Origin of the sequence: Proteiniphilum sp. X52 (genome assembly GCF_003712195.1) — a bacterium.
Classification (GTDB): domain Bacteria; phylum Bacteroidota; class Bacteroidia; order Bacteroidales; family Dysgonomonadaceae; genus Proteiniphilum.
In genome coordinates this window covers 23,807-47,071 of sequence record NZ_RDSD01000021.1, presented here as the reverse complement: position 1 = coordinate 47,071, position 23,265 = coordinate 23,807, and the positions used below count along the sequence as shown (strand labels likewise).

General features: G+C 42.5%; 20 protein-coding genes. 15 read left to right on the top strand and 5 right to left on the bottom strand.

The features are described 5' to 3' along the window. Positions 1 to 44: 44 nt before the first annotated feature. From D7D25_RS14280 to D7D25_RS14270, 3 genes are all read right to left on the bottom strand, one after another. A complete protein-coding gene (locus tag D7D25_RS14280) occupies positions 45 to 1,085 on the bottom strand; it encodes a hypothetical protein (protein ID WP_221408014.1) in 1,041 nt (346 codons plus the stop codon). Further along, positions 1,075 to 2,100 carry an FAD:protein FMN transferase gene (locus D7D25_RS14275; RefSeq protein WP_122969616.1) on the bottom strand — a complete coding sequence of 342 codons (1,026 nt, stop codon included), beginning with the start codon at positions 2,098 to 2,100 and terminating at the stop codon, positions 1,075 to 1,077. The genes D7D25_RS14280 and D7D25_RS14275 overlap by 11 nt, the downstream gene beginning before the upstream one ends. A 146-nt stretch (positions 2,101 to 2,246) precedes the next feature. Next, positions 2,247 to 3,197 carry a glycosyltransferase family 2 protein gene (locus tag D7D25_RS14270; RefSeq protein WP_122969615.1) on the bottom strand — a complete coding sequence of 317 codons (951 nt, stop codon included), beginning with the start codon at positions 3,195 to 3,197 and terminating at the stop codon, positions 2,247 to 2,249. Between the two features lie 382 nt (positions 3,198 to 3,579). On the opposite strand from D7D25_RS14270, the gene D7D25_RS14260 reads away from it, so the two are divergent. The 3 genes from D7D25_RS14260 to D7D25_RS14250 all read left to right on the top strand — a co-directional run bounded on the left by D7D25_RS14260 (position 3,580) and on the right by D7D25_RS14250 (position 7,462). Continuing rightward, positions 3,580 to 4,851 (top strand): glycosyltransferase family 4 protein, encoded by a 1,272-nt coding sequence (locus D7D25_RS14260; RefSeq protein ID WP_122969613.1) that lies wholly within the window; start codon positions 3,580 to 3,582, stop codon positions 4,849 to 4,851. Positions 4,852 to 5,117: 266 nt separating this feature from the next. After that, positions 5,118 to 6,407, top strand: a complete 1,290-nt coding sequence (locus D7D25_RS14255) for a hypothetical protein (RefSeq protein WP_148038943.1) — start codon at positions 5,118 to 5,120, stop codon at positions 6,405 to 6,407. A 239-nt stretch (positions 6,408 to 6,646) separates the two neighbouring features. Further along, entirely contained in the window at positions 6,647 to 7,462 is an 816-nt protein-coding gene (locus D7D25_RS14250; protein WP_122969611.1) for a hypothetical protein, read from the top strand. Positions 7,463 to 7,464: 2 nt separating this feature from the next. Here the strand turns inward: D7D25_RS14250 and D7D25_RS14245 are convergent, their stop codons facing one another. Next, positions 7,465 to 7,920, bottom strand: coding sequence for a lipid-binding protein (locus D7D25_RS14245; protein ID WP_122969610.1), 456 nt, complete (start codon positions 7,918 to 7,920; stop codon positions 7,465 to 7,467). 91 nt (positions 7,921 to 8,011) lie between these two features. Continuing rightward, entirely contained in the window at positions 8,012 to 9,271 is a 1,260-nt protein-coding gene (locus D7D25_RS14240; protein ID WP_122969609.1) for a right-handed parallel beta-helix repeat-containing protein, read from the bottom strand. Positions 9,272 to 9,849: 578 nt separating this feature from the next. Between D7D25_RS14240 and D7D25_RS14235 the strand changes: the two genes are divergently transcribed. The 12 genes from D7D25_RS14235 (at position 9,850) to D7D25_RS14175 (ending at position 23,230) form a co-directional block, all read left to right on the top strand. Continuing rightward, the gene (locus D7D25_RS14235; RefSeq protein WP_122969608.1) at positions 9,850 to 10,644 is read left to right on the top strand and encodes a polysaccharide biosynthesis/export family protein; all 795 of its coding nucleotides are present in this window, start codon (positions 9,850 to 9,852) and stop codon (positions 10,642 to 10,644) included. Between the two features lie 20 nt (positions 10,645 to 10,664). Further along, positions 10,665 to 13,037 (top strand): polysaccharide biosynthesis tyrosine autokinase, encoded by a 2,373-nt coding sequence (locus D7D25_RS14230; RefSeq protein ID WP_122969607.1) that lies wholly within the window; start codon positions 10,665 to 10,667, stop codon positions 13,035 to 13,037. A 107-nt stretch (positions 13,038 to 13,144) separates the two neighbouring features. Continuing rightward, complete coding sequence (locus tag D7D25_RS14225; RefSeq protein ID WP_122969606.1) at positions 13,145 to 13,549, top strand: FdtA/QdtA family cupin domain-containing protein; 405 nt, start codon at positions 13,145 to 13,147, stop codon at positions 13,547 to 13,549. Beyond that, entirely contained in the window at positions 13,546 to 13,977 is a 432-nt protein-coding gene (locus tag D7D25_RS14220) for an FdtA/QdtA family cupin domain-containing protein (protein ID WP_122969605.1), read from the top strand. The genes D7D25_RS14225 and D7D25_RS14220 overlap by 4 nt, the downstream gene beginning before the upstream one ends. Then, positions 13,961 to 15,061, top strand: a complete 1,101-nt coding sequence (locus tag D7D25_RS14215; protein ID WP_122969644.1) for a DegT/DnrJ/EryC1/StrS aminotransferase family protein — start codon at positions 13,961 to 13,963, stop codon at positions 15,059 to 15,061. Before D7D25_RS14220 ends, D7D25_RS14215 begins: the two co-directional genes overlap by 17 nt. A 17-nt stretch (positions 15,062 to 15,078) precedes the next feature. Continuing rightward, complete coding sequence (locus D7D25_RS14210; RefSeq protein WP_122969643.1) at positions 15,079 to 16,569, top strand: O-antigen translocase; 1,491 nt, start codon at positions 15,079 to 15,081, stop codon at positions 16,567 to 16,569. Between the two features lie 6 nt (positions 16,570 to 16,575). Further along, a complete protein-coding gene (locus D7D25_RS14205; protein WP_122969604.1) occupies positions 16,576 to 17,493 on the top strand; it encodes a glycosyltransferase in 918 nt (305 codons plus the stop codon). Between the two features lie 194 nt (positions 17,494 to 17,687). After that, complete coding sequence (locus D7D25_RS14200; RefSeq protein ID WP_255417324.1) at positions 17,688 to 18,944, top strand: hypothetical protein; 1,257 nt, start codon at positions 17,688 to 17,690, stop codon at positions 18,942 to 18,944. Further along, positions 18,892 to 19,755, top strand: a complete 864-nt coding sequence (locus D7D25_RS14195) for a glycosyltransferase family 2 protein (protein ID WP_158602630.1) — start codon at positions 18,892 to 18,894, stop codon at positions 19,753 to 19,755. The genes D7D25_RS14200 and D7D25_RS14195 overlap by 53 nt, the downstream gene beginning before the upstream one ends. A 245-nt stretch (positions 19,756 to 20,000) precedes the next feature. Beyond that, on the top strand, positions 20,001 to 20,924 hold the full coding sequence (locus D7D25_RS14185) for a hypothetical protein (protein ID WP_148038941.1): 924 nt from the start codon (positions 20,001 to 20,003) through the stop codon (positions 20,922 to 20,924). Positions 20,925 to 20,982: 58 nt separating this feature from the next. Continuing rightward, on the top strand, positions 20,983 to 21,765 hold the full coding sequence (locus D7D25_RS14180) for a WecB/TagA/CpsF family glycosyltransferase (protein WP_122969599.1): 783 nt from the start codon (positions 20,983 to 20,985) through the stop codon (positions 21,763 to 21,765). Between the two features lie 76 nt (positions 21,766 to 21,841). Continuing rightward, positions 21,842 to 23,230: an exopolysaccharide biosynthesis polyprenyl glycosylphosphotransferase gene (locus D7D25_RS14175; RefSeq protein WP_255417323.1), complete on the top strand. Its 1,389-nt coding sequence runs from the start codon at positions 21,842 to 21,844 to the stop codon at positions 23,228 to 23,230. Positions 23,231 to 23,265: the final 35 nt, after the last annotated feature.

The following is a 23,265-nucleotide window of genomic DNA, read 5'->3' as shown; positions in this document are numbered from 1 at the left end:
AAAATGGCTAAAAAACAATGGATGAAAAAATTCAAAACAGCTTCTTAAAAAGTAAAGAGCAACTCCAGGGTGAATTTATCGGAATCCATCTCGTCATTTGCTGAAAAGATATCCATTCCATGCTTCACCATATACCATTCATAATCGAGCCGGAGAATAGAGGAAAAACGCTCATTATTAAATCCGAAACCGACACCTGTTGTCAACCGGTTGACGTCGGAACCGCCTACGTCGGGTTGCCCGTCAATGGCATCCCATCGAAGGGCTGGCCTGACAAATTCAAACATCTTCGTCCGCAGGGGTATCGTGTAGGCACCTTGCAGGTAATAAGAAAGCAAATCGCCATGAAACTCAGTTTTACTCTCTCTCTTCATGACTTCAGTCTCTACTTTCCAGTTACTTTGCTCGTAACGCAGGTCGGCACCATAGAAAAGAAAATGGGTGGTTTCGTCATTGGGATAGTCGTATATTTTTGCGGTCATGCGAAACCCCTGCATATTACCCAATTCCATTCTTCCTCCGTAAGACATGTTTTTTTTCCAGACCGGATGGTTGATCGCATTTCCATTAAACAGGCCAAACTCAAACTTCGAGGGAATGGTGCCGAGAAGAAAATCATATTTAGCCACAAAACCCAAATCACGGGTACTTAAAAAATATTTCCCCAGGAAAGCGCGGTTGGCAAACATCATTGAACCGGGAGTGACAATATAACTGTTGAATAAAGGTATACTGGTTTGTCCTAATGTGAGAGACAGGCCTTCGACAGGTTCCAGTGTCCCGCTCAGGTCCAGTACACTGAATTTGCCTTCGTTGCTGAGTTCCAGTTGTACCCTGTAGGCCGAATAGGAATTGATGTTCCCTGCCACACCGATACGGGAGTTACGGACAGAGAAACGGAACATGCCAGTCTCGGAGGCATGCTCGAATTTGTTTTTCAATGTTCCATCGATTTTAAAATTGGGGTATGCAGGTGTCCTGGCTTCTTGGGCAGGAAGAGAAAAAGAAGAGAATATAAGCCATATCGATAATGCTATGGATAGCTTTCCATTCTTTTTTAGTGCAGGCATTTTATTACACATCATCTTTTTTCACAAAAAACTGTTCAAAACCTTCAGAATGCTCTATGCCGAATGATCCGTCGGGTTTTTCATAAATGAAATAATAGTGCAACCCAGGTATTTGTTTGGCTGTTTCCACCGATTGCTTTAACCCCATGGCCATAAAAGCGGTGGCGTAAGCGTCGGCGCTCATACAATCGTCGGCAATTACGGTGGCTCCCAAAATATCGAGTTCCGCGGGATATCCGGTATGTGGATCGATGGTATGGGCGTATTTCTTACCTTCTTTTACATAGTAGTTGCGGTAATTCCCCGATGTGGCGAGTGATTTATTGCAGAGCGAAAGTATTGCTTGCAGGCTGTGTAACACGCCTGTGACATCGTCGATGGGTTTATCTATCCCGATACGCCAGCAGTTTCCCTTGTCGTTCACCCCTTTGGCCGCAATCTCTCCGCCAATTTCCACCATATAATTCTCTATGCCATAGCTTTCCAGCAGGTGGGCAATTACGTCGCACGCATATCCTTTGGCTATGGCGGAAGTGTTTATCTGCACCCGCGGGTCGGTTTTGACGATATTTCCCGCGGCATCGACCGATATTTTTTCATAGCCCACAAAATCTTTCAGGCTATCGATAATTTCCGGGGTGATGGTGTCCATATTCTGAAAACCGAAACCCCATGCATTGATAAGCGGAGAGACGGTTATGTCGAATTTCCCGCCTGTCGCGCGCGAGATCTCTTCCGATTTACGGAACACCTTCAGGAAGAAAGAGTCGAGTTCCACCGGTTCATTTCGATTTACTTTCGTAATGATAGAGTTCTCTTTGAAAGGGTTCAACGACCTATCAAACCTGTTGAGTTCCGCCACGATCTCCTCCTTCAGTGAGCGGTTGTAGGCATACTTGATATTATACCCGGTCGTGAATATCTCTCCCTGATCCTGAAAATAAAGGTCGTCGCGCTTGCTTCCCGAGGTGCTGCAGGACAGCACAAGAACCAAGAACAGGAAGAGATTGTATTGATGTTTCATTTGCATATATTTTAGAACTTAGAACTTAGAACTTGGAACTTGGAACTTAGAACTTAGAACTGGGAACTGGGAACTGGGAACTGAGAAGTGAAAGTTAGTTGCGGTTTAGCAGGTTGACCATCACATTGTTCGATTATTAAATCAACCAATTCTCAAAACTCCTCGTCTATCCGATAATGATTTCTTTCAGGCGCATTCCTTGATACCAGTTCACCCAGGAATCCGGCTAGGAAGAGCAGGGTACCCAGGATCATCATGGTAAGGGAAATATAGAAATAGGGTGATTCCGTCACCAACCGGTAAGGATTCCCGTGATGCATGTCATACAGTTTAATGACTCCCACAAGAATGATGGCAATCAACCCCAGCAGGAACATCAGGCTGCCCCATAGTCCGAAGATATGCATCGGTTTCTTGCCGAACCGGCTTAAAAACCAAAGCGTCATCAGATCGAGATAACCATTGACAAAACGGTTTGCCCCGAATTTGCTTTTGCCGTATTTCCTCGGACTGTGACGGACCACTTTCTCGCCTATACGGGTAAAACCGGCATTCTTGGCTAACACGGGGATCCAACGGTGCATGTCATTATAGACCTCGATACTTTTGGCCAGCGACTTACGGTAGGCTTTCAGTCCACAGTTAAAATCGTGGAGTTTGATGCCTGAAACCTTTCTGGCGGTAGCGTTGAAGAGTTTCGAAGGTAAGTTTTTGGTCAGTTTGTCATCATATCTTTTCTTTTTCCAGCCTGAAACCAGATCGTATTCCTCTTCCTTGATCATCCGGTAAAGTTCGGGTATCTCATCAGGGCTATCCTGAAGGTCGGCGTCCATAGTGATGATTACGTCACCTCGCGCTTTCTGGAAAGCACAATGCAAGGCCGGCGATTTCCCGTAATTCCGGCGGAATTTAATCGCCTTTACAGTATCATCTCTGTTTTTCAACTCTTTAATGATTTCCCATGACCCGTCGTTACTCCCATCATCCACGAAAATAACCTCGTATGATAGCTGGTGTTCGAGCATCACGCGCCGGATCCAATCGTGCAATTCCGTGAGCGACTCCTCCTCGTTGTAAAGCGGTATGACAACAGATATATCCATGTTTTCGTTTTATGGTGCAAATATACGAGATAAAAGTGAGATTTTATGCGCAAAAAAGAGACTAACGAGACTGAAAAGATAATCATCTATATGGAATGGCATGCATAAAAATAGAGGATCCATAAAAAATTTCGATGGGGAGATGTATGTCATTTGTTCAGGAATGGTTGAGGCATCACACGGAAAATTCACAGTAGAAGGATGTTTTGTTAAAAATTATTTGTATCATTGCAGCATGAAATCTTCTTTCAGGTTATTACTGCATCTTGGGGGTGCATTGAATGGTTTAATATATAGTTTTTTATTGCTTTCTCTCTTGGGTGTGGATGATTCAATCTGAAGTTTCTACGATATAACAGTATTTGCAAAAATCGACTTTCAAATGAATAAAAAAAGAAGAATACTTTGGTTTAGCTCCTTGCAATTTGCCACCGAAAAAATCAAAACCACAGGCACGTGGTTAATTGCCATGGGAAACGCTCTCGCAAAAAGTCCGGGCATTGAACTTTATAATGTAAGCTACGGAGATGTGAAGTCCATTACGCAAAATAACGTCAGTAATATAACTCAATGGATTATACCGGAGAAAGAAAGGGAAAAGTGCCATGAGGGTACCCGAGAGGTAATCTCGTTCATTAGAGAAATCAATCAGGAAATAAAGCCCGATTTAATTCAGGTTTGGGGAACGGAAAGCGGTTTGGGCTTTTCAATAATTAAGGCGAAACTTCAGACGCCCATAGTATTGGATATACAGGGTTTGTTATTCACTATTCCAAAAAATTATTACGGAGGACTATCCCGGAATGATCTGCTGGGATGTATCGGCCTGAAAGAAATACTTCGACCTCAAAATCATCCTTATTTCATCCGCAAAGAATTTGAAAAAAATGGAAAAGATGAATGGCGCTTGATTCAACAGATGGAGAATATATCTGTGCAATCGGATTGGGTAAACTCAATTGTTCAGCACGTAAGTCCCAAAAGCCATATCTTCCACACCGGGATCATGCTAAGGGCGGAATTTTACGAAACGCCTATTTGGGAATATCAAAATAACAGCGAAACGATAAACATCTTCACATCATGCTCCGGCGCTATCCCTTATAAGGGTTTGCAAGTTCTTTTTGAAGCGATTGTCCTGCTTAAAGATAAGTATCCCAATATAAAACTGAATATCGGTGGCGATATTCAAATTAATAAAAAACATTTTGGATTGATTCGGGATGGTTATACCAGTTGGTTGCTTAAGAGAGTGAAGAAGTTAGGTATTGCAGATTCAATTTCCTGGTTGGGAAAGATGGACGTAGATGCGATGATAGCTGAAATACACAGGTCATCCCTGGTAGTAATTCCTTCTTTTGTGGAAACATACAGCCTGTTTATGGCAGAATGCATGATGGTGGGCGCGCCTATTGCCGCGTCGTTTGCCGGAGCGATGCCTGAGTTGGCTGAACATAATAAGTCCGCTCTCTATTTTCCAACAGGAGACCATTGGGCATGCGCGCGGCAAATAGAGAAGATTATCACTGACCAGGAACTGGCCAAAAAGTTGTCCGCCGAAGCCCGGAAGACAGCATTGCAAAGAAATGACCAGACAAAAGTTCTTCAAATCCAGTTGGATATTTATGACAAAATAATCGATGCGACATGCTGACAATGAATAATTTAAAATATAGAAGACAGTTTTTATTTTCCCCTGTGGAGTGTAAGCGGCTTGAAACCTGGCAAATGGAAAAGAATGATAAATATTTCATATACGTTCACCCGGATTGTCCATTTGAGAAATCATCAGGATTGTATGATCTCTATTTAATCGGTTACATTTTAAATCCACATGCTCCCGGGGAAACATCAAAACAAATACTCGACGATCTTTCGAATCTGAAAGATATAAATGATTTTCCAAAAAGATTATATAGTTTGACCGGTCGATTCGTGTTAATCATTAAGACAGGAGACGACTTCATCTTCTTTCATGATGCTTGTGGTTTGAGGACAGTTTACTATACAAAAGAGGAGGATCATTTTTATGCGGCTTCTCAGCCATTATTGATCAATGAAGTTATCCCTCTGAAAAAAACAAGGGCATATGAGGAATATTTTAATTCTGAGTATGTTGCCACTGTCAGAGAGCATTATCTGCCGAGTGGTGTGACTTTGTATGAAAACGTTTTTCACCTGGTTCCCAATCATTATGTCAAGGTTTCCGAATTTGAACAAAAACGTTACTATCCCTTTCAGGAATTAAAAAGAAGAGATTATTCCGAAGGAGTAATAGAGTTTTCCACACTATTAAAAAAGATAATTTCGGTCGCGCACAACCATATGGATTTAGCCTTCAGTTTGACTGCGGGATGGGATTCCAGGATTATTTTAAGTGGTTGTAAAGATATTGCTCCCGATATTGGTTTTTATACGTTGAAATACAGGAATATGAGTGACAAGCATATGGATATAAGAATACCCATCTCCCTGTCCAAATCGCTAAACTTGAATTTTAATATTTGGGATTGTCAAAAAAGTATTACTCCCGAATTTGCCGAAATATATCGAGGCAATACCGATATGGCCCACATGAATGACTGGGGTGAGATTGCTTTTGGAATGTCGAAAATTTATCCACCCGGAAAAGTGGCCGTGAAAGGCAGTTGTTCGGAAATTGGTCGATGTGCTTGCTACCCGGATGGAAAGCATAAAGCCCATTTGACAGAAAATGATTTTTTACAAATGGAAAAAGGTTGGGAGGAATTGGATTTTATAAGAGAAGAAATAAGAAAATGGCGGGAATCAATAAAAGGAAATAGTTTTAATTACCTCCTGTTAGATTTGTTTTATTGGGAGCATCGTATGGGAGGTTGGCAGGCTCAGAGCCAGTTAGAATGGGATATAGTACAAGAAGTCTTCACCCCGTTCAATTCCAGAGAGTTGTTTGATATAATGTTGGGTATTGATCCGTTAAAAAGGAAATGCGAAAAACCTTCTTTGTACATAGATACAATGAAATATTTATGGAGTGATGTGCTGGCTGAACCGGTCAACCCTTACACTTTCAAACGGAGAGTTCGAATTTTTGTCTATGATATCATGTCGTACACAGGCCTCTTGAAAATGCATCAGGCGGCAAAGAAAAAGAAGAATGAAGCAAAGGGGAAAATTGTTTGTGACGGGAAATTAACCCTAAGAAAACCAATAGGGGGTAAATGCCCGTGAGATATGGAAAGTTTGACAAGGATGTCAAAAAACGAGGTGTGGAAAAATAGTGTGGAAAAGTGTGGAATTAATATTCATAACACAAAAAAATGTAAATTTACTTAACTGCGTTTGGATCAATCCTATACGGAGGATTATTTTTGATTTTTTATATTCTTAACATTTTTTTCTTGGTTAACTACTGTTTAAATATCGACCATATGTTATATATTTGCGACAACAATTAAAATCACAGTAAAATGCGAACCCAAGAAATTGAGGTGGGAATTGGTAATGAATATCCATTGAACGGCAAAATTGTAATTGACATCAATCAGATTCCCAGTCCCACTGCCATCTATATTCCTCTCAAGGGGGAAGTCGTATTAAACAAGCGCGCTTATGAAACGTTGGGAATGCAAGAGGGAGCCATTTTCGACCTGACGACATGGAGGAAGATCAATCCCTATTTGGGAGACTGTTCCCGAAAACTTAAGGATGACATGGTGAACGATCAGAAGGTGCATATAATTCTTCTGAATGGCAAGCACGAAATAATGAAATATTCTTTAAGTTGCATACACAATCCTTTGTTAGGAAAAGTGTATATCATTTACTTCTCAAAGGCATCGGAGAAATATTCGGTGGCCTCTATCTCATCGCTCTATTCGGTAAAAGAGGAGATTGCCAAATTGAAACCCTATTTGAACAGAACAGGAAAGAGCATGCACGAGAGTTTGATGAAGAAATATTTCAGGGAGGAGAACCAGCAACTGACCCTGGATGATCTGGTTTATTATGAAAGGGAATTACGCATTATCCAGAAAGCATATCCCTCACTGTCCCACCGTGAAGTGATCCTTTGCGGATTACTTGTAAACAACATGAGCAGCAAGGATATCGCCTCAATTACCAACAGGACCCTAGACGCGGTGTTCGTGACCATACATCGTATCAACAGGAAACTGGATATACTTAACAAAAAACAATTGATAGATACCCTCAAGGAGTTGGTGAACAAGCGCGATGAGGAGCAGCCCGCCAACACCGAGGTTTCCGCCATTGCAGGGATATAATCTTATTGGCTGATTCGATGTCCTTTTAACTGGAAAGTGTTCTTGTAAGGAGTCTCATCGTCCTCGAACTGTATCTCGAAGTAAATACTATCTGAATTCATTATCTTTCCATTCGAAATTTTGATTCCGATAGCTGCTTTACTCACCTCGCAATGAGATAGCTCTGTTTGGAAAGTGCCATTCTTTTCATCGACAAATGCCTTGGTTTGGAATTTCCAGAATTCAATCTCCGTATCTTGAATAGTGATCGAATCACTTATAGTGGAAGGATCTTTCAGCGTGATCACCTTGAATGGTCCCGATACAAAGGTGGAATCATTGTAGGCGGTTACTTCCCATTGCCCGATGATGTTGACCGGCTTGGATACATCACCTGTTGCACCGTTATCCGCTTCTTTTTCACAAGAAGCAATGATCCCCAATGTGAGGAATCCCAGTAAATATATTATTTTCTTCATACGATAGTTTTAGGATTAGATGGATAGAAACTCACTTGAGTCACTATTGTTAAGTGATGGATAATAAGCTCGTTATGATGTGATTTCTCCATCAGGGAACATACAGCGTTTTTAGGTGTGCCTTATCCCCGTTCTTTACCAGGATGGTGTAATTGCCCGGGGCGGGTCTGTCAGGCAGCACGGTATGGAAACGCGTTAACGGGACCAGTAATTTGTTGTCGCCTTCAATAATTTCGGCTGTAGGTGATATCAAAGTTCCCACCACGTTCACACAAACCCGGTTGTAGCTGTCCAGATAAATCTGGATGGAAGAGTCCTCAGGGAGGAGGGTCGTTTCTTCTCCGGGATTAGATGGTGGAGCAGGTGAAGTTGACCCGGCCCTTCCGATAATTTTAGTCGGAAGGATAGATGCGGTTAGATTCTTGTCATATTTGTTAGTTTCTATACCCGCAACCGGTTTCATGTTGTCACCTATCCACCAGGATTGTCCGTTTACTCCGTGACTGTTCGTATAATTGACGATGTTATTTTCCATCCTGATAGTATGGGATTTGCCAAATTCCTTCTCATAATAATTTGTGGCGTAAAGAGCCACATTGGTGAAATATTGTTTTTTGGCATATATCTTGTTATTTCTCACAGTCATGTTATGGCCTCCTGCAATTCCAATTCCGTATTGCCCGGGATCGACAAGGATATTGTCCTCCGCAATTTGATAAGAACCACCGATATCTCCTAACAGAATCCCTCCACCGTTTGGCGATGGACCACCGCCTCTGATCCAATTTCCTTTCACCATGATGGGGCTTTGTGGTGTCCCGTCGGATTGATTCACGTTGATGATATCACCGGGAGAACTATCTCCAAAAATGTTTTCGATGGCATTGTAACTGATACTGTTTCCACTTCCGGTTACCTTATCAAACAATGCGGCGAAGCCGTTAACGGTATTATCTGATAATGCCAAAAGGCCACCGACATTCAAAACGTCATTGTAGTCAAATTTCACAGTTTCTGACCTATGGGCTCTCAGCGCAGTACGTACATTGTCGAAAGCGTTATCCGTGATTGTGATGTTTTTACAATCAGTAAGATAAATGCCGATGTTGTTTGAAGAGAGAAACTTGTTGTTTCTGATGATTACATTTTCACAAGCATATAGAGAGATAATATCGCCTTGGGTACCTGAAAACTCTAATCCTTCAATTACAAAATTGGATTGACGTGTGTGTTGAATCACGCCAGATTTCTTGTATGATCCTGTATATCTTGATCCTTGACCGTGAGACAATTGTATTGGGAGGCATAATAATGTCAATCCCATGATGATAATGTAGTTGTTTGGTTTCATCTTTTTTTCTTTCTTGGATAGTGTGTTTGAAATTTAAGCCCGATTGATGCGTGTTATTTTCAGCTAAAAACCCAATAACGATTTCCTAAGAGTAACTTCTACCGAAAGTAATCGGTTCAATATAGCGTGTTGTTTGATTGCAGTGCAAATATAAGTGCTTTTTTTTAATCATCATGTTAAGAGACAAGTCGATAGATGTGAAAAATATTCAAATTAATAAGAATTAGAACCCATTAACGGAAAAAAATAAGTGTAATATAAATTCTCGCAAAATTGAACAGTTTCTTGGAACAAGAGGGAAAAATGAAAATGTTTAAAATAAATGCCACAACCGTTTATATAAAAAGTGTCCTTATTTTGTAATGTTATGTAAGCTTTTTTTTATGGATAATGACAGATACACTCCTTACATTTGCACCACTTAACTAATTTAGTTAAGAATATAGAGGTCGACAAAGTTAAAATGTTGTCATTGTGTAGAAATTAAAAATCACAGTTACTGGTTGTTGCATGTTTTTGTCCATATTTTGTCATAATATGGCTAAAATATGCAATTATCCCAAAAGAAAATTCAAAAAATGAAAAAGATTATTTATCTGCTGGCCTTTGCTTGCATGGGGGCTTCCTGTGTACAAGTAAAAGATATTGCCTACATTCAGCAAACCGGTCAAGGGCAGACCATCCCCAACAGTGAAAAATATGATGCCCAAATCAAACCCCGTGACATCCTTTCAATAGCCGTGGTGAGTAGTGAGCCCGCGGCCGCGAGTAGATTCAACCTCGTTGCGCCACAAATTGACGGGACGATGAGCTCTATCGTCTCCACGCCCGTATTACAAAATTACCTGGTGGACAATGAAGGACAAATCAATTTTCCTTCTCTGGGAAAGCTAAAGGTTGCCGGATTAACTACCAGGCAGCTGGAAGAGCATATCGGCAAGCAATTGGAGCCCTTTTTCTCTGAAGAGATGCCGGTGATAACCGCCAGAATTATGAATTACAGCGTGAATATACTGGGAGAAGTGCAGCGACCCGGGAAATTTGAGACCTCTAACGGCCGGATAACCATTTTTGAGGGGTTGGCCATGGCGGGAGATATGACCATATATGGCAAACGGAACAATGTGAAAGTCGTGCGCGAGAATGAGGATGGAGAAAAAGTAATTTACACATTGAATCTCAACGATAAGAATGTATTTGATTCTCCGGCATTTTTCCTGGAACAAAATGATGTGGTTTATGTGGAACCCAATCAGACAAGAGCCAATTCATCCAGATTTGGGGAAGCGGATAATTTCCGGAACTCCACTATATCAGTATTGGTTTCGTTAGCCACATTGGGGGTCAGCATTTATACTTTGACACGCCGGTGAATATCTCAAAAAGGAAAATTATGAATAACTACATGGGGGTAGAAGAAGAGTTTATGGAGTTATCAGAGAAAAAGATTGATGTGACAGCCATTCTGATGAAGTATCTCTCTTACTGGAAATGGTTTGTCTTCTCCATCGTCTTTTTTCTTGGTATTGCGGCAGCCTATATCTATTTTACATTGCCAAAATACCAGATAACTACTTCCATCCTATTCAAAGACGATCAGAAGGGAGGTACTACCGAACTGAATATGCAACATAACATGGGAGTCGTCTTCAGACGGAATAACGTTGAAAATGAAATAGAGATTCTGAAGATGTCGCCGGTGGGTGAAGAGGTCGTCAGGAAAAACCATTTGTATGCCACCTATATTGAAATGAGTCCTCTGCTTGGTCTGGATAAAATTATCCCCAACATTCCCAAACGAAAGACCGCCGTATTATATGGAAACGAGTTGCCTGTTAAGGTTATGTTATCGGAAGAACAGCTAAACGCCTTGGGAAAAAATGGCATAACGTTCGATCTGACAGCCTATCCCGATGGTGATTATCTGTTGGATGGAAAATTTGACGGGCAAAAGTACCAGGTAAAAGCTTCCGGAAATGATTCCACTATACAATTGCCCTTTGGCCTGCTCAAGGTGTCGAAAGGCAAGGTGTTGCCGACAGAAGAAAGATGGATCAGGGTAATTATTCAGCATCCACTGAGTGTCGCCAATGGATTAAAGGGGTCTTTGGATGTGAAGCTAACCTCAAGAAACTCCACGGTGGCAAATATCACGATGACCGCCCCCAATAGGGAATTGGGGGTGAATTTCCTCAGAGACTATATTGAAGCTTATAATCAACAGGGGATTAGTGATCAATTAGAATTGGCTGAAAAAACAGCACAGGTGATTGATGAGCATCTTGCTAATCTGAGTAATGAATTAAGTAGTGTGGAAGATCAGGCGCAGCAGTTCAGGCAATCACAGGGTCTGACGGATATTTCTTCCCAGGCCAACCTCTATACCTCGCAACTGGCGAGTGTCCGCCAACGAAAAATGGATGTGGAGACACAATTGGAAATTGTCTCAAGCTTGTTAAGTTCTGTGCGCCAAATGAGCGGCCACACCCAACTTATCCCGGCCAATACCGGTATTCAAAGCAGCGTGTTGAATTCCCAGATCACGGCCTACAATGATTTGGTGTTGGAGCGAAACAGGCTGTCGCGAATTGCCTCCAGTAGCAACCAATCGATGATCAATCTGAATAATCAGCTGGCGTCCACTTTCAGTTCTGTTGTTTCCGGTTTGCAAGGAGAAAAAAATACGCTGGAGATCCAATTGAGGGATATCAATGATGAATATTCCCGTAATAACGCCATGGTCATGGCTATTCCACGACAGGAAAGGGCTTTGTCCGATATTAAACGTCAGCAGAATATCAAAGAAGATTTGTTTCTCTATCTGCTTCAGAAGAAAGAAGAACGTTACATGAACATGACGGCCGTACAGCCCAATTCTAAATTGGTGGACAATATACGGGTGGCCGGTGTGGCATGGCCAAAGAAAATATTCATTCTGTTTTTCTTCCTTCTCCTTGGACTGGTATTACCTGTAATAGGCATTTATATAAGAGATTTATTCCGTTTTCAATTGGAGAATAAAGAGGAGCTGGAGAAAATCTCCTCCATCCCGTTGTTGGGAGAGATACCTAAGACCGCACAAACGGAAACAGTTATGGTGAAACAGGACAATAACGACAGCTTTAACGAAATGTTAAGACTCCTGCGGGCCAACCTTATGTTTGTGGTTGACGGTAAAGGTAAAAAAGTGGTCAATATACTCTCGAGTGTCAGCGGTGAAGGTAAATCGTTTGTTTCCGTTAACTTGGGTATGAGTCTGGCACTCCTCGAGAAAAAGGTGTTATTGGTGGAACTGGATATCAGAAAACCGAAACTGGCCAAACTGTTGGGATTGGATAGCAGGCAGGGTATGACACTCTACCTCTCGGGCTATATGGATAAGGAGGAGCTGATAAGGCCATCGGGCATTCATCCCAACTTATCCGTCATCACTGCGGGATCCGTCCCTCCCAATCCGAATGAGTTATTGGCTAAGCCGGAGCTGGATGAATTGATCAGTGCTCTCAAATGTGAATATGATTTTATCATTATCGACACAGCACCCATAGGAATGGTTTCCGACGGCTTTTTACTGAACCGCATTGCCGATGTGAATCTGTTTGTCACCCGCGCCGGTGTCACTCCGAAAAAGTTCGTGGAAGACGCTGACAGGTATTTTAATGAGAACAAACTCAAGAGGATGTATTTCATACTCAATTCTGTGGATCTAAATAAAGCGTCCTACCGGTATAGCCTTTATAAGAAATATGGGTATGGATATGCATGATTGGCTTGCAATTGACGAGGGAGCGATGTCCTTTTTTTAAAATGTGTTGTCTTTTTTTTGTTGTGTGAATGGTGGATGTTTAACATGTGTTTTAAAGGAGTTGCAAGATGATATTCAATGAAGCGGAAATTATTCAACTTCCCAAGAATTTTGACAGAAGAGGAAATCTCTCTGTCATTGAACAGAACAATCATATTCCATTCAAAATTGAACGTACTTATTGGATTTATGATGTGCCGGGGGGGGAGGTGAGAGGCGGTCATGCCTACAGAAACACACAGGAGTTTATTGTGGCATTATCCGGAAGTTTCGAAGTGTTGATGGATGACGGCAAATCGAGAAAACTATTCTCCCTGAACCGCTCCTATTATGGATTGTATGTTCCTAAAGGAGTATGGAGACAGATGCAGAATTTTTCCACCAATTCGGTGGCCTTGGTGCTGGCATCCACAAAATTCGACTTGTCGGATTATATTTATGATTACAAATCATTTAAAGAAAATCCGCAATGAATAAACCGACTATTTATGATTGCTCTATCATTGAAATAGGCAAGCATCAACACGAAAAAGGTAATATCAGTGTGATTGAAAATGGAAAATCCATCCCGTTCGAGGTCAATCGTGTTTTTTATCTTTACGACATACCCGGAGGCGAGGATCGGGGAGCGCACGCGCACAAAGAGTGCCATCAGTTCCTGGTGGCGGTGAGCGGCGCATTCGATATCATCCTCGATGACGGAAAGACAAAACGAACCGTGACTCTGAACCGGCCCTATCTCGGGCTATATATTCCGCCTGGCATATGGGCCGGGGAGATCGGATTTTCATCGGGATCGGTATGTCTGGTGCTGGCATCGCACTTATACGATGCCGGTGATTATATCAGGGACTACAATCAATTTTTAGCGTACAAGAATGGAGATGATAAAATTTCTTGATATACAAAAAATAACGCGACAATACGCTCCGGAAATCCATGATGCCGTGTCACGTGTGATTGATGCCGGCTGGTATTTGTTGGGAGAAGAGGTGAAGCGGTTCGAGAAAAGCTACGCCGAATATACCGGAACCGATTACTGCGTGGGGGTAGCCAACGGGCTGGATGCCTTGCGGATTATTTTGCGCTCTTACATGGAATTAGGGGTAATGCATCCGGGTGATGAGATCATTGTCCCTGCCAATACCTATATCGCTTCTATTCTTGCCATTTCTGATAACGGGTTGGTGCCTGTGCTGGTGGAACCGGATATGACTACCTACCAGATCGACGACCGAAAAATCGAGGCAGCAATTACTTCAAAGACAAAAGGGATCATGATCGTCCATCTCTATGGACAATGTGCTTATACTGATAAGATCGGTAACCTTTGTGAACAATATGGTTTAAAACTCATTGAGGACAATGCTCAAGCACATGGTTGTGAATTTAACGGGAAGAAAACCGGCGCATTGGGCGATGCCGCGGGACACAGTTTTTATCCGGGTAAAAACCTGGGAGCACTGGGTGATGCCGGAGCCGTCACCACCAATGACAAGGTACTTGGCGAAGTAGTGAGAAACCTTGCCAACTATGGCTCATCAGTGAAATACCGATTCGATTATCAAGGATATAACAGTCGGCTGGATGAATTGCAAGCTGCCGTGCTGGATGTGAAATTGGCACATCTCGATAGTGAAACAGCCCGCAGGAGAGAGGTGGCTTCCTATTATCTGGAACATATCACCCATCCCGATATCACATTGCCGGTGGTCAATGATTGGAACGCGCATGTGTTTCATCTGTTTATCATTCGCTCGGCAAGACGAGACGAATTGCAGCGCTACCTCCGGGAAAAGGGAATACAGACACTGATCCATTATCCGATCCCACCTCATAAACAAAAGGCATATAGTGACTGGAACAATTTTTCATTCCCGATTACAGAGAAGATACATGCAGAGGTGTTGAGTTTGCCAATAAGTGCGGTGATCACCGACGAAGAAGTAAAAACAATTGTGGATGCTGTGAACGCTTTTTGTTGACGCATTCGTATAAAAAAATGACAGGAAAGAAAGATTCATACCGGCAGATCATGAAGGCTACTTCAGTTTTTGGTGGAGTACAGGTCTTCCAGATATTGATTTCGATCATACGTTCCAAGTTTGTGGCGGTATTATTGGGGCCGACCGGCATGGGGGTTGTGGGATTACTTACCACCACAACCGGTTTGGTGAACGGACTGACCAATTTTGGACTGGGCACGATCGCCGTCAAAAGTATTTCCGAGGCGGCTAATACCGGTGATGAGAAACGTATTTCCACCGTTGTCACCGTTTTACGTCGTATGGTATGGATCTCAGGAATGCTGGGCGCGTTGGTCACGTTGGTCTTTTCTCCTTGGTTGAGCGAGGTCACCTTCGGAAATAGGGAATACACGCTCTCTTTTATCTGGATCTCCGTCACATTGCTCCTGAATCAATTGGCTACAGGGGAATTGGTGACGCTGCAAGCATTGCGTCGGATACAGCATCTGGCAAAGGCCAATCTGTACGGAAGCCTGGTGGGGTTGTTTGTGACTGTTCCATTGTACTATCTGTTTGGAATGGATGGGATTGTGCCTGTTATTATTATCACGGCATTCCTTACATTCTTTTTCGCATGGTATTTCGCCCGGAAGATCAAACTGGAGAAAGTAACAGTCTCGGGGGAGAAAACCATTGCTGAGGGGAAAAGTATGATGGGAACCGGTTTTATAATCAGCCTGAGCGGATTGGTTGCCTTGATCACCGGCTATTTGGTCAGGATCTATATCAATCATGCCGGTGGTGTGGATGATGTGGGTTTTTATACTGCCGGTTTTACCTTGATCAACACTTATGTGGGGATGGTCTTCACAGCAATGGGAACCGATTACTTTCCCGGTTTGTCGCGAGTTGCCACAGATAACGCCCTATGCAGGGAGAGCATCAACCAGCAATCCGAAATAGCACTGCTCCTTTTGGCTCCTATCCTCATTGTTTTTCTGGTATTTGTGAATTTAGCAGTTTTGATCTTGTATTCCTCGGAGTTTTTGGTCATCTCCGGCATGATTTACTGGGCGGCACTGGGGGTTTTTTTCAAAGCTGTCAGCTGGGCTATCGCCTTTGTGTTTCTGGCCAAAGGTGAGGGAAAACTGTACTTCTGGAATGAATTGGGAGGCAGTTTGTATATGCTGGTCTTTGGCGTTCTTGGTTTTCGCCGGGGAGGATTGGATGGGTTGGGATTTGCGTTTATGGTTTCCTATATGGTTTATCTTATACAGGTATTCATCATTGCGAAAGTGAAATATAATTTCTCGTTTGATTCTGTTTTCAAAAAGATTTTTACAATACAATTCCTTTTGGCTTTACTCACTTTTGTGGTGGTGAATTTTATCGGACGTCCTTATAGTTATTTGATGGGCATATGGCTAATTGCCATCTCCTCGTGGTACTCATTCCGCGAACTGGAGAAAAGGATAGGGATAAAGGATCTCGCTCAAAATTTTATACGAAAAATCAAAAGAAAATAAATAGTTATGAAAGTAACGGACAATCCATTGGTATCGGTGATCATTATCACATACAACAGCGCAAGGTATGTAATCGAGGCTCTCGAAAGCGTGAAAGCGCAAACCTGGGGGAATCTTGAGCTGATAGTGAGTGATGACGGATCCCGGGATCAAACTGTTCAGCTTTGCGCGGATTGGATAGTGCAAAATAAGGATCGTTTTTCGACGACAAAATTGATCACCGTACCGCGTAATACCGGCATTTCGGCTAACTGTAACAGGGGAGTCCGCGCGTCGGTGGGTGACTGGATCAAAGTGATCTCCGGAGACGATATCCTTATTGATAGTGCGATTGACGATAATCTAACCTATACAAGGCAATTTCCAGAGGCTTCCTTCATAGCCTCCGATGTCAGAGAAATTGATGAAAACGGTGTCTTGATCAGGGATAAGGTGCTTAACGAGGGGTTGATCCACTTTTCAAGTCTGTCCACGGCCCAAAAACAGATGAAGACCTACTCCCGATGGCCGGTCTTTTTGAATACTCCCACTTTCTTTTGCAAGAGGGAAATGATCGTGAAAGGGATGTTCCTGGATGAGGAATTCAAGATATACGAGGATATGGTCATGGTGATAAGAGCATTGGAAGAGGGGTACAGGCTGCATTATATGGAGAAGCCCACAGTAGCCTACAGGGTGCATGGCAATGCAACTTCCAGAAGCACGAAGTTGGAAGAGATCAGAAAAAAGGAGGGTTTTAGGGTTTTCAAAAAATACCTGACCCGTCACTTAAATGTTTTCAATCCACTTGACTTGTCGGGCTATTATGAGAATTGGTTGAGATTCCGCTATAAGGGGATAAAAGGTTATAACGGCAGACGATTTTTACGAAAGTTGAGTCTCAATTACTGGTATATGAAAGCCAACGGTGTAAAGGACTATTGACACTGTGAAATGGCTGGTACAATTATGGAGGTGGATGTGGTAACATCCAATAAGCGATAGAATGTTGAAAGCATTTTTTTAAAAGAAAACCAATGAATAGGGTAAATAAACAGATTCTCAGCCATTTTCTCCCGGTTACAATTTTATTGTTGGCGGTCTATTCTGTAGTTCCTTTTCTTAAACCGGGAGTACCAATGGCGGGAATCTTAGATAATACAACGGTTTGGTGGGCTGTTTCCTTCCTGATCCTGTTAGCTTTCTTCCTTTCCCGTCGTTATTTCTTCGATAAAAGAAACCAGGACAATATGCTTGTTGTATGGATCTATTTGATATGGAATCTGGTTTGCATCATAAGAGGAATGTTTGCCGCTGAAATTTATTGGGACTGGAAAGGGTTAATCGGAAATGCCATGGCGTTGATGTTACCGGTGGTGATATTTGCATCAACCAATAAAATGATCGTGCAGTCGTTACTTTCATTTTTCATGAAATATGCCTTGCCATTATTTGTGGTGTTCGCGGTGATCGTCAGGACAGATGCTTATGGATTTTACCTGATCCCGGTCAGTTTCCTGATCCTGTTTTTACCGGTATTTACCACGCGACAGAAAGTGATTTTGTTGGTTGTCACAGTGTTCACTATCCTGGTTGATTTTGGAGCCCGGAGTAATGTGATAAAATTCGGCATTCCCTTCTTTGTCCTGTTACTTTATTATTTCAGAAAAAGTATTTCGGTGAAGATGATGGAATGGATACGTGTCGCGTTATTTGTGATTCCTCTCACTCTTTTTGGCTTGGGTGTTTCCGGCATATTCAATGTCTTTAATACGGAAGACTATGTCAAAGGTGAGTATACAGGTAAAGGTGTTGATGCGCAAGGGAACCGTGTGGATGAAGATTTGATGGCAGATACCCGCACCTTTCTCTATGAGGAGGTGCTGGAATCCGCGATCCTTAATGACTACTGGCTGCTGGGACGTACTCCCGCCCGGGGAAATGACTCTTACACCTTTGGCATACGTGAAGCGGAATTGACCGGGAGATACGAACGGCTTACCAACGAAATAGGCCTCGCCAATGTCTTTACCTGGACAGGTATCGTGGGGGTAATTCTTTACTCATTTATCTTTTTCAGGGCGTCGTATCTGGCGGTCAACCGATCCCGGAATATTTATGCCAAGATGCTGGGAATCTATGTGGCATTCCGCTGGCTCTATTCCTGGATAGAAGATGTGAATAGCTTTACCCTCAACTATTTTATGCTGATGGTGATGCTGGGACTTTGTTTTTCAGAATCATTCAGGAGTATGTCCGTGAGAGACGTGACGATTTGGTCGCGTGGAATCTTTGATGTCCGGTATGTACACCTTCAACAATATTTATTTAAAAAGGAGAAATATGCAAAAACAGAATATAGCAGTCTTGCTAACGTGCCACAACCGGAAAATTAAGACGATCGACTGTCTTTCCTCCTTCTTTAAGGCAACAATCCCGACGGAATATGAACTCGACATGTTCCTCACGGACGATGGTTCTTCCGATGGAACCGGAGAGGCCGTAAAATCACTCTTCCCCCAGGTGAAAGTGCTGAAAGGTGATGGAAACCTTTTCTGGGCAGGAGGAATGCGCCTGGCATGGAAAACGGCCATGGATGAAAAGTCATATGACGCTTATTTACTCATCAATGACGATGTGGTGTTGTGTCCCGATTTTTTTGTCCACCTGTTGGAAACCGAGGCCTATTCGCTTGCACACACGGGAAAGAGGGGAATCTATTCCGGTGCCACAACGGATGATGAGGGTAGGGTGAGTTACGGAGGCTCGGTTATTAAAAAAAACCATTTTATAATGACCGCACAGAAACTGGAGCCGGCAAGTCAACCCCAAAGGTGTGAATTCACCAACGCGAATGTGTTGTGGATCAGCGCTGATGTGGTGGATGAAATTGGCATATTCTCGGAAAAATATACCCATGCCATTGCTGACTTCGACTATTCCCTGCAAGCGGTCAAAAAGCAAATACCGGTATGGCTGGCCCCCCATGTTTGCGGTGTGTGTAATTATGATCACGGAAAAAAATGGAAAGACAGCGCCGTCCCCTTGAAAGAGCGGATTGCCTGGATGAAAAGCCCCAAAGGACTTGCCTATAATGAGTATATGTATTATATCAGGAAGCATTTTCCAATGTATCTGCCTTACTCATTCTTCTTGATGTGGATGAAGGTGTTTTTTCCTTTTATTTGGGAGCGTTTCAAAAAATAATGTCCCAACGGGCTTGTGAATGACATGTGTGAAAATGATTGAATTTTATTTCCGGATATCTTCCTATGATGATGCGCGCACTTGGGCAGACAGGATTCAACGCCGGTTGTTTGGTCCGGTGTTGCGTGAGCAAATGGGGAAATGGCAGAACGAAATAAACGAAATGAGGGGGAAATTTCGCGCTCCCTGTTTTGAGCAAAAATACCAGATATATTATTACAGGAAGTTATTAATAAATAGAAGAAATGCTTGTAGCAGTATCACAAGAAGAGTACAGAAGACGTTTCACTTCCGATCCGCATCTGTTTATATCGGAAACGTTTATCGGGATGGTGGAGAACAAATGTGACCGAGTGGTTAGGTTGATAAAAGAGGATGATTCATCCATGGGTTTGATCGCGGGTATAAAGGATGGTATCCTTAAATCGCCTTTTTCCGCGCCTTTCGGCGGATTTCATTATTCGCACGAACATCAGTTTTATTATACGATATCCAATTTTCTTACCGACCTGAAAGAGTATGTCAGAAAAGAAGGATTGGAGAAGGTGTCTGTCACATTGCCCCCCGACCTTTACCAGACCAATATGAATGCCAAGCTGGTCAATGCGTTTATCAAAATCGGATTTACCATGGCCACACCCGATATCTGTAATTGGGCTGACTTAAAGAATTTTGACGGCAAATGGGCCAAGTATGTGGTGGAACAAAATTGCCGCAAGGCACTCAAGCATGGTCTCTCCTGGTCGATGGTGACCGATAGGGGTTCGATGGAAGAAGGGTATAGGGTGATTCTCCGCAACCGTGAGGAGCAGGGACGTAAAATACACATGTCATTGGATGACCTGCTGGAGATGAATCGCATTGTGCCTGTGGACTTCTTCTGCGTGAAGGACAGTGACGGCCATGTCTTAGGAGCCGGCGTTTTTTATCGTGGACATGAAAAGATCGTTCAGGGAATCTTTATGGGCGATGATATGGAAAAAAGAAATTTGGGCGTCATGAATCTTATGTACAAACATTGTTTCTACCATTACAAAGATATGGGGTTCGATTACATGGATCTGGGCACTTCCAGTTTCGAAGGAGAACCGAATATAGGCCTGATTCGCTTTAAAGAACTTCATAATTGTCTCACCTCATTGAGATACACTTTTTCTTGGACTCCTTAACCGGGAGCCATAAGTGTCGTTTACAGTATGTTTGAATGTTTTTAAAAATCACAGAATTATGTTACAGCAATTTGAACTGTTCAGTGGGTCTTTACAGGAAATAACTTCTTCCAAAAAGTTGATCACCACGTTGAATGCCCATTCATATAATACGGTTAAAAAAGACCCCGTTTTCCGTGAGGCGCTTCAGGCCAGCGATATATTATTGCCTGACGGCATCAGTGTGGTGCTGGCCACTCGGTTGCTACAAGGTAAAAAAATAAGAAAAATAGCCGGTGACGACATATTCCGTTATGAAATGGAAAGGGTGCATGCGGCACAGGGCAAATGTTTTTTCCTTGGCAGCTCGAAAGCTACCTTGAAGCTGATCAAGAAAAGAGCGGAGAAGGAGTTTCCCGGCCTGGAGGTATATAGCTACTCTCCCCCCTATAAACCGGAGTTCACGGAAGATGAAAACCAGGTCATGATTGACGCGGTGAATCAAGTTGAACCGGATGTGCTCTTTGTGGGGATGACCGCGCCCAAACAGGAGAAATGGGCATTTGACCATTTCGATCGATTGAATGCCGGCCATATCTGCTGCATTGGAGCTGTATTCGACTTTTACGCGGGTACCGTGCAACGCGCGCCGGCCTGGATGGTAAACGCCGGAATGGAGTGGTTTTACCGGTTGGTGCGTGAACCACGCCGTATGTGGAGGAGATATCTGGTGGGAAATACTTTGTTTGTCTCCCAAATCCTCAAGGAAAAATTTAAAAATACGGCCAAACATCCTGCTGAAAATCCACCGTTTACTGCTTTGCAATCGCAAACTGTGAAACGAAACGGCACTAAATCATAGAGGGAATTGTTTTTCTATCCTTTGACCCAAAGAGCCTTTGTTTAATGTACATTATGTTCTTTTATAATCATAACTTATGAAGACAGATCATCCAGGAGTGAGATTCCTCTATCTTCTCTTCGATTTATTACTTTTAAATATATCGGTTTATATGGTGTTTTACAATAGCCCCATGTATAATTATATTGATCTTCCGGGAAGAAACCTCTATATCTTGCACGCCAATGTTTCGGAATTGTTGGCCTACATTATCTATTCGAACAGAAATTACTTTTTTACCGATAGTTATACTGAAAGAGTAAAAACTTTCAGCATACGGTTTCTCATCCTTCTTGCCATTCTCTTTCTCTTGGCCGAGATTTTTCTCCCCACTGGATATCACAAGGGATTCCTGGTGGAATATACGGGATTTTTCTTTGTGTTCAAGGTGGTTGTTTTTTATCTCGTTTACAAAGTGCAACAGTACAGGTATAAAAACGGGCATGCATGCCAGAGGGTAGCTATTCTTGGGGCGGGGAACTCGGATCTGGTGTTGGGTAAGTTGCTCAATGATAATCCCTCTTTGGGCTTTAAACTGGCAGGCTATCTTTCAAGTAAAGGACTACAGTCCGATTTTGCCACATTGGGTAATTTGGACGATTTGCCCGCTCTGTCCGAAAAATACAAATTGAACATGCTCTTTGTAACTGATCCATCCTATTTCACCAAAGAAAACACCAGAGTGTTACTCTCCAAATGTAATGAAACGGGGTTGCGCGTAAGGTATGTGCTTACAAAAGGATATTGGAATGACAATAATCGGGTGGGCAGAATAAAAGAATCGGCTCGTTATTTTGAAATATTTAATCCACAGGAGATTCCATTGGACAGTTTGACATTACGCACAGAGAAACGTGTTTTTGATATTCTGTTTTCAGCTGCCGTGATTGTGTGTATGTGCAGTTGGTTATTTCCCATCATGGGCCTATTGATAAAATTAAATTCAAAAGGCCCGGTGTTTTTCAAACAACAACGCACAGGTATCAATAACAAAACTTTTTGGTGTTATAAATTCAGGACAATGACCGTGAATAGTGAATCCGATAGCAAACAGGCACAAGTGAATGATTCTCGTATCACCTCAATAGGTCACTTTATGAGAAAAACCAATATCGACGAATTACCGCAATTCATTAACGTATTTCTCGGTAACATGTCGGTGGTGGGCCCCCGTCCACACATGTTGAAACATACCGAACAATATTCCGAACTGATCCGCCATTACAAGGTGCGCCATTTCGTTAAACCCGGTATCACCGGTTGGGCGCAGGTCAACGGATTCAGAGGTCTCACGGACGAACTTTGGAAAATGGAGAAAAGGGTGGAGTATGATATGGAGTATCTCGAAAAATGGAATTTCATTTGGGATATAAGAATAATTTTTATGACGCTGTTTGGTAATAAAGCTTATGAAAATGCCGGATAGATACAGGATGATAGAACTAAGATTTTGAAAATTAA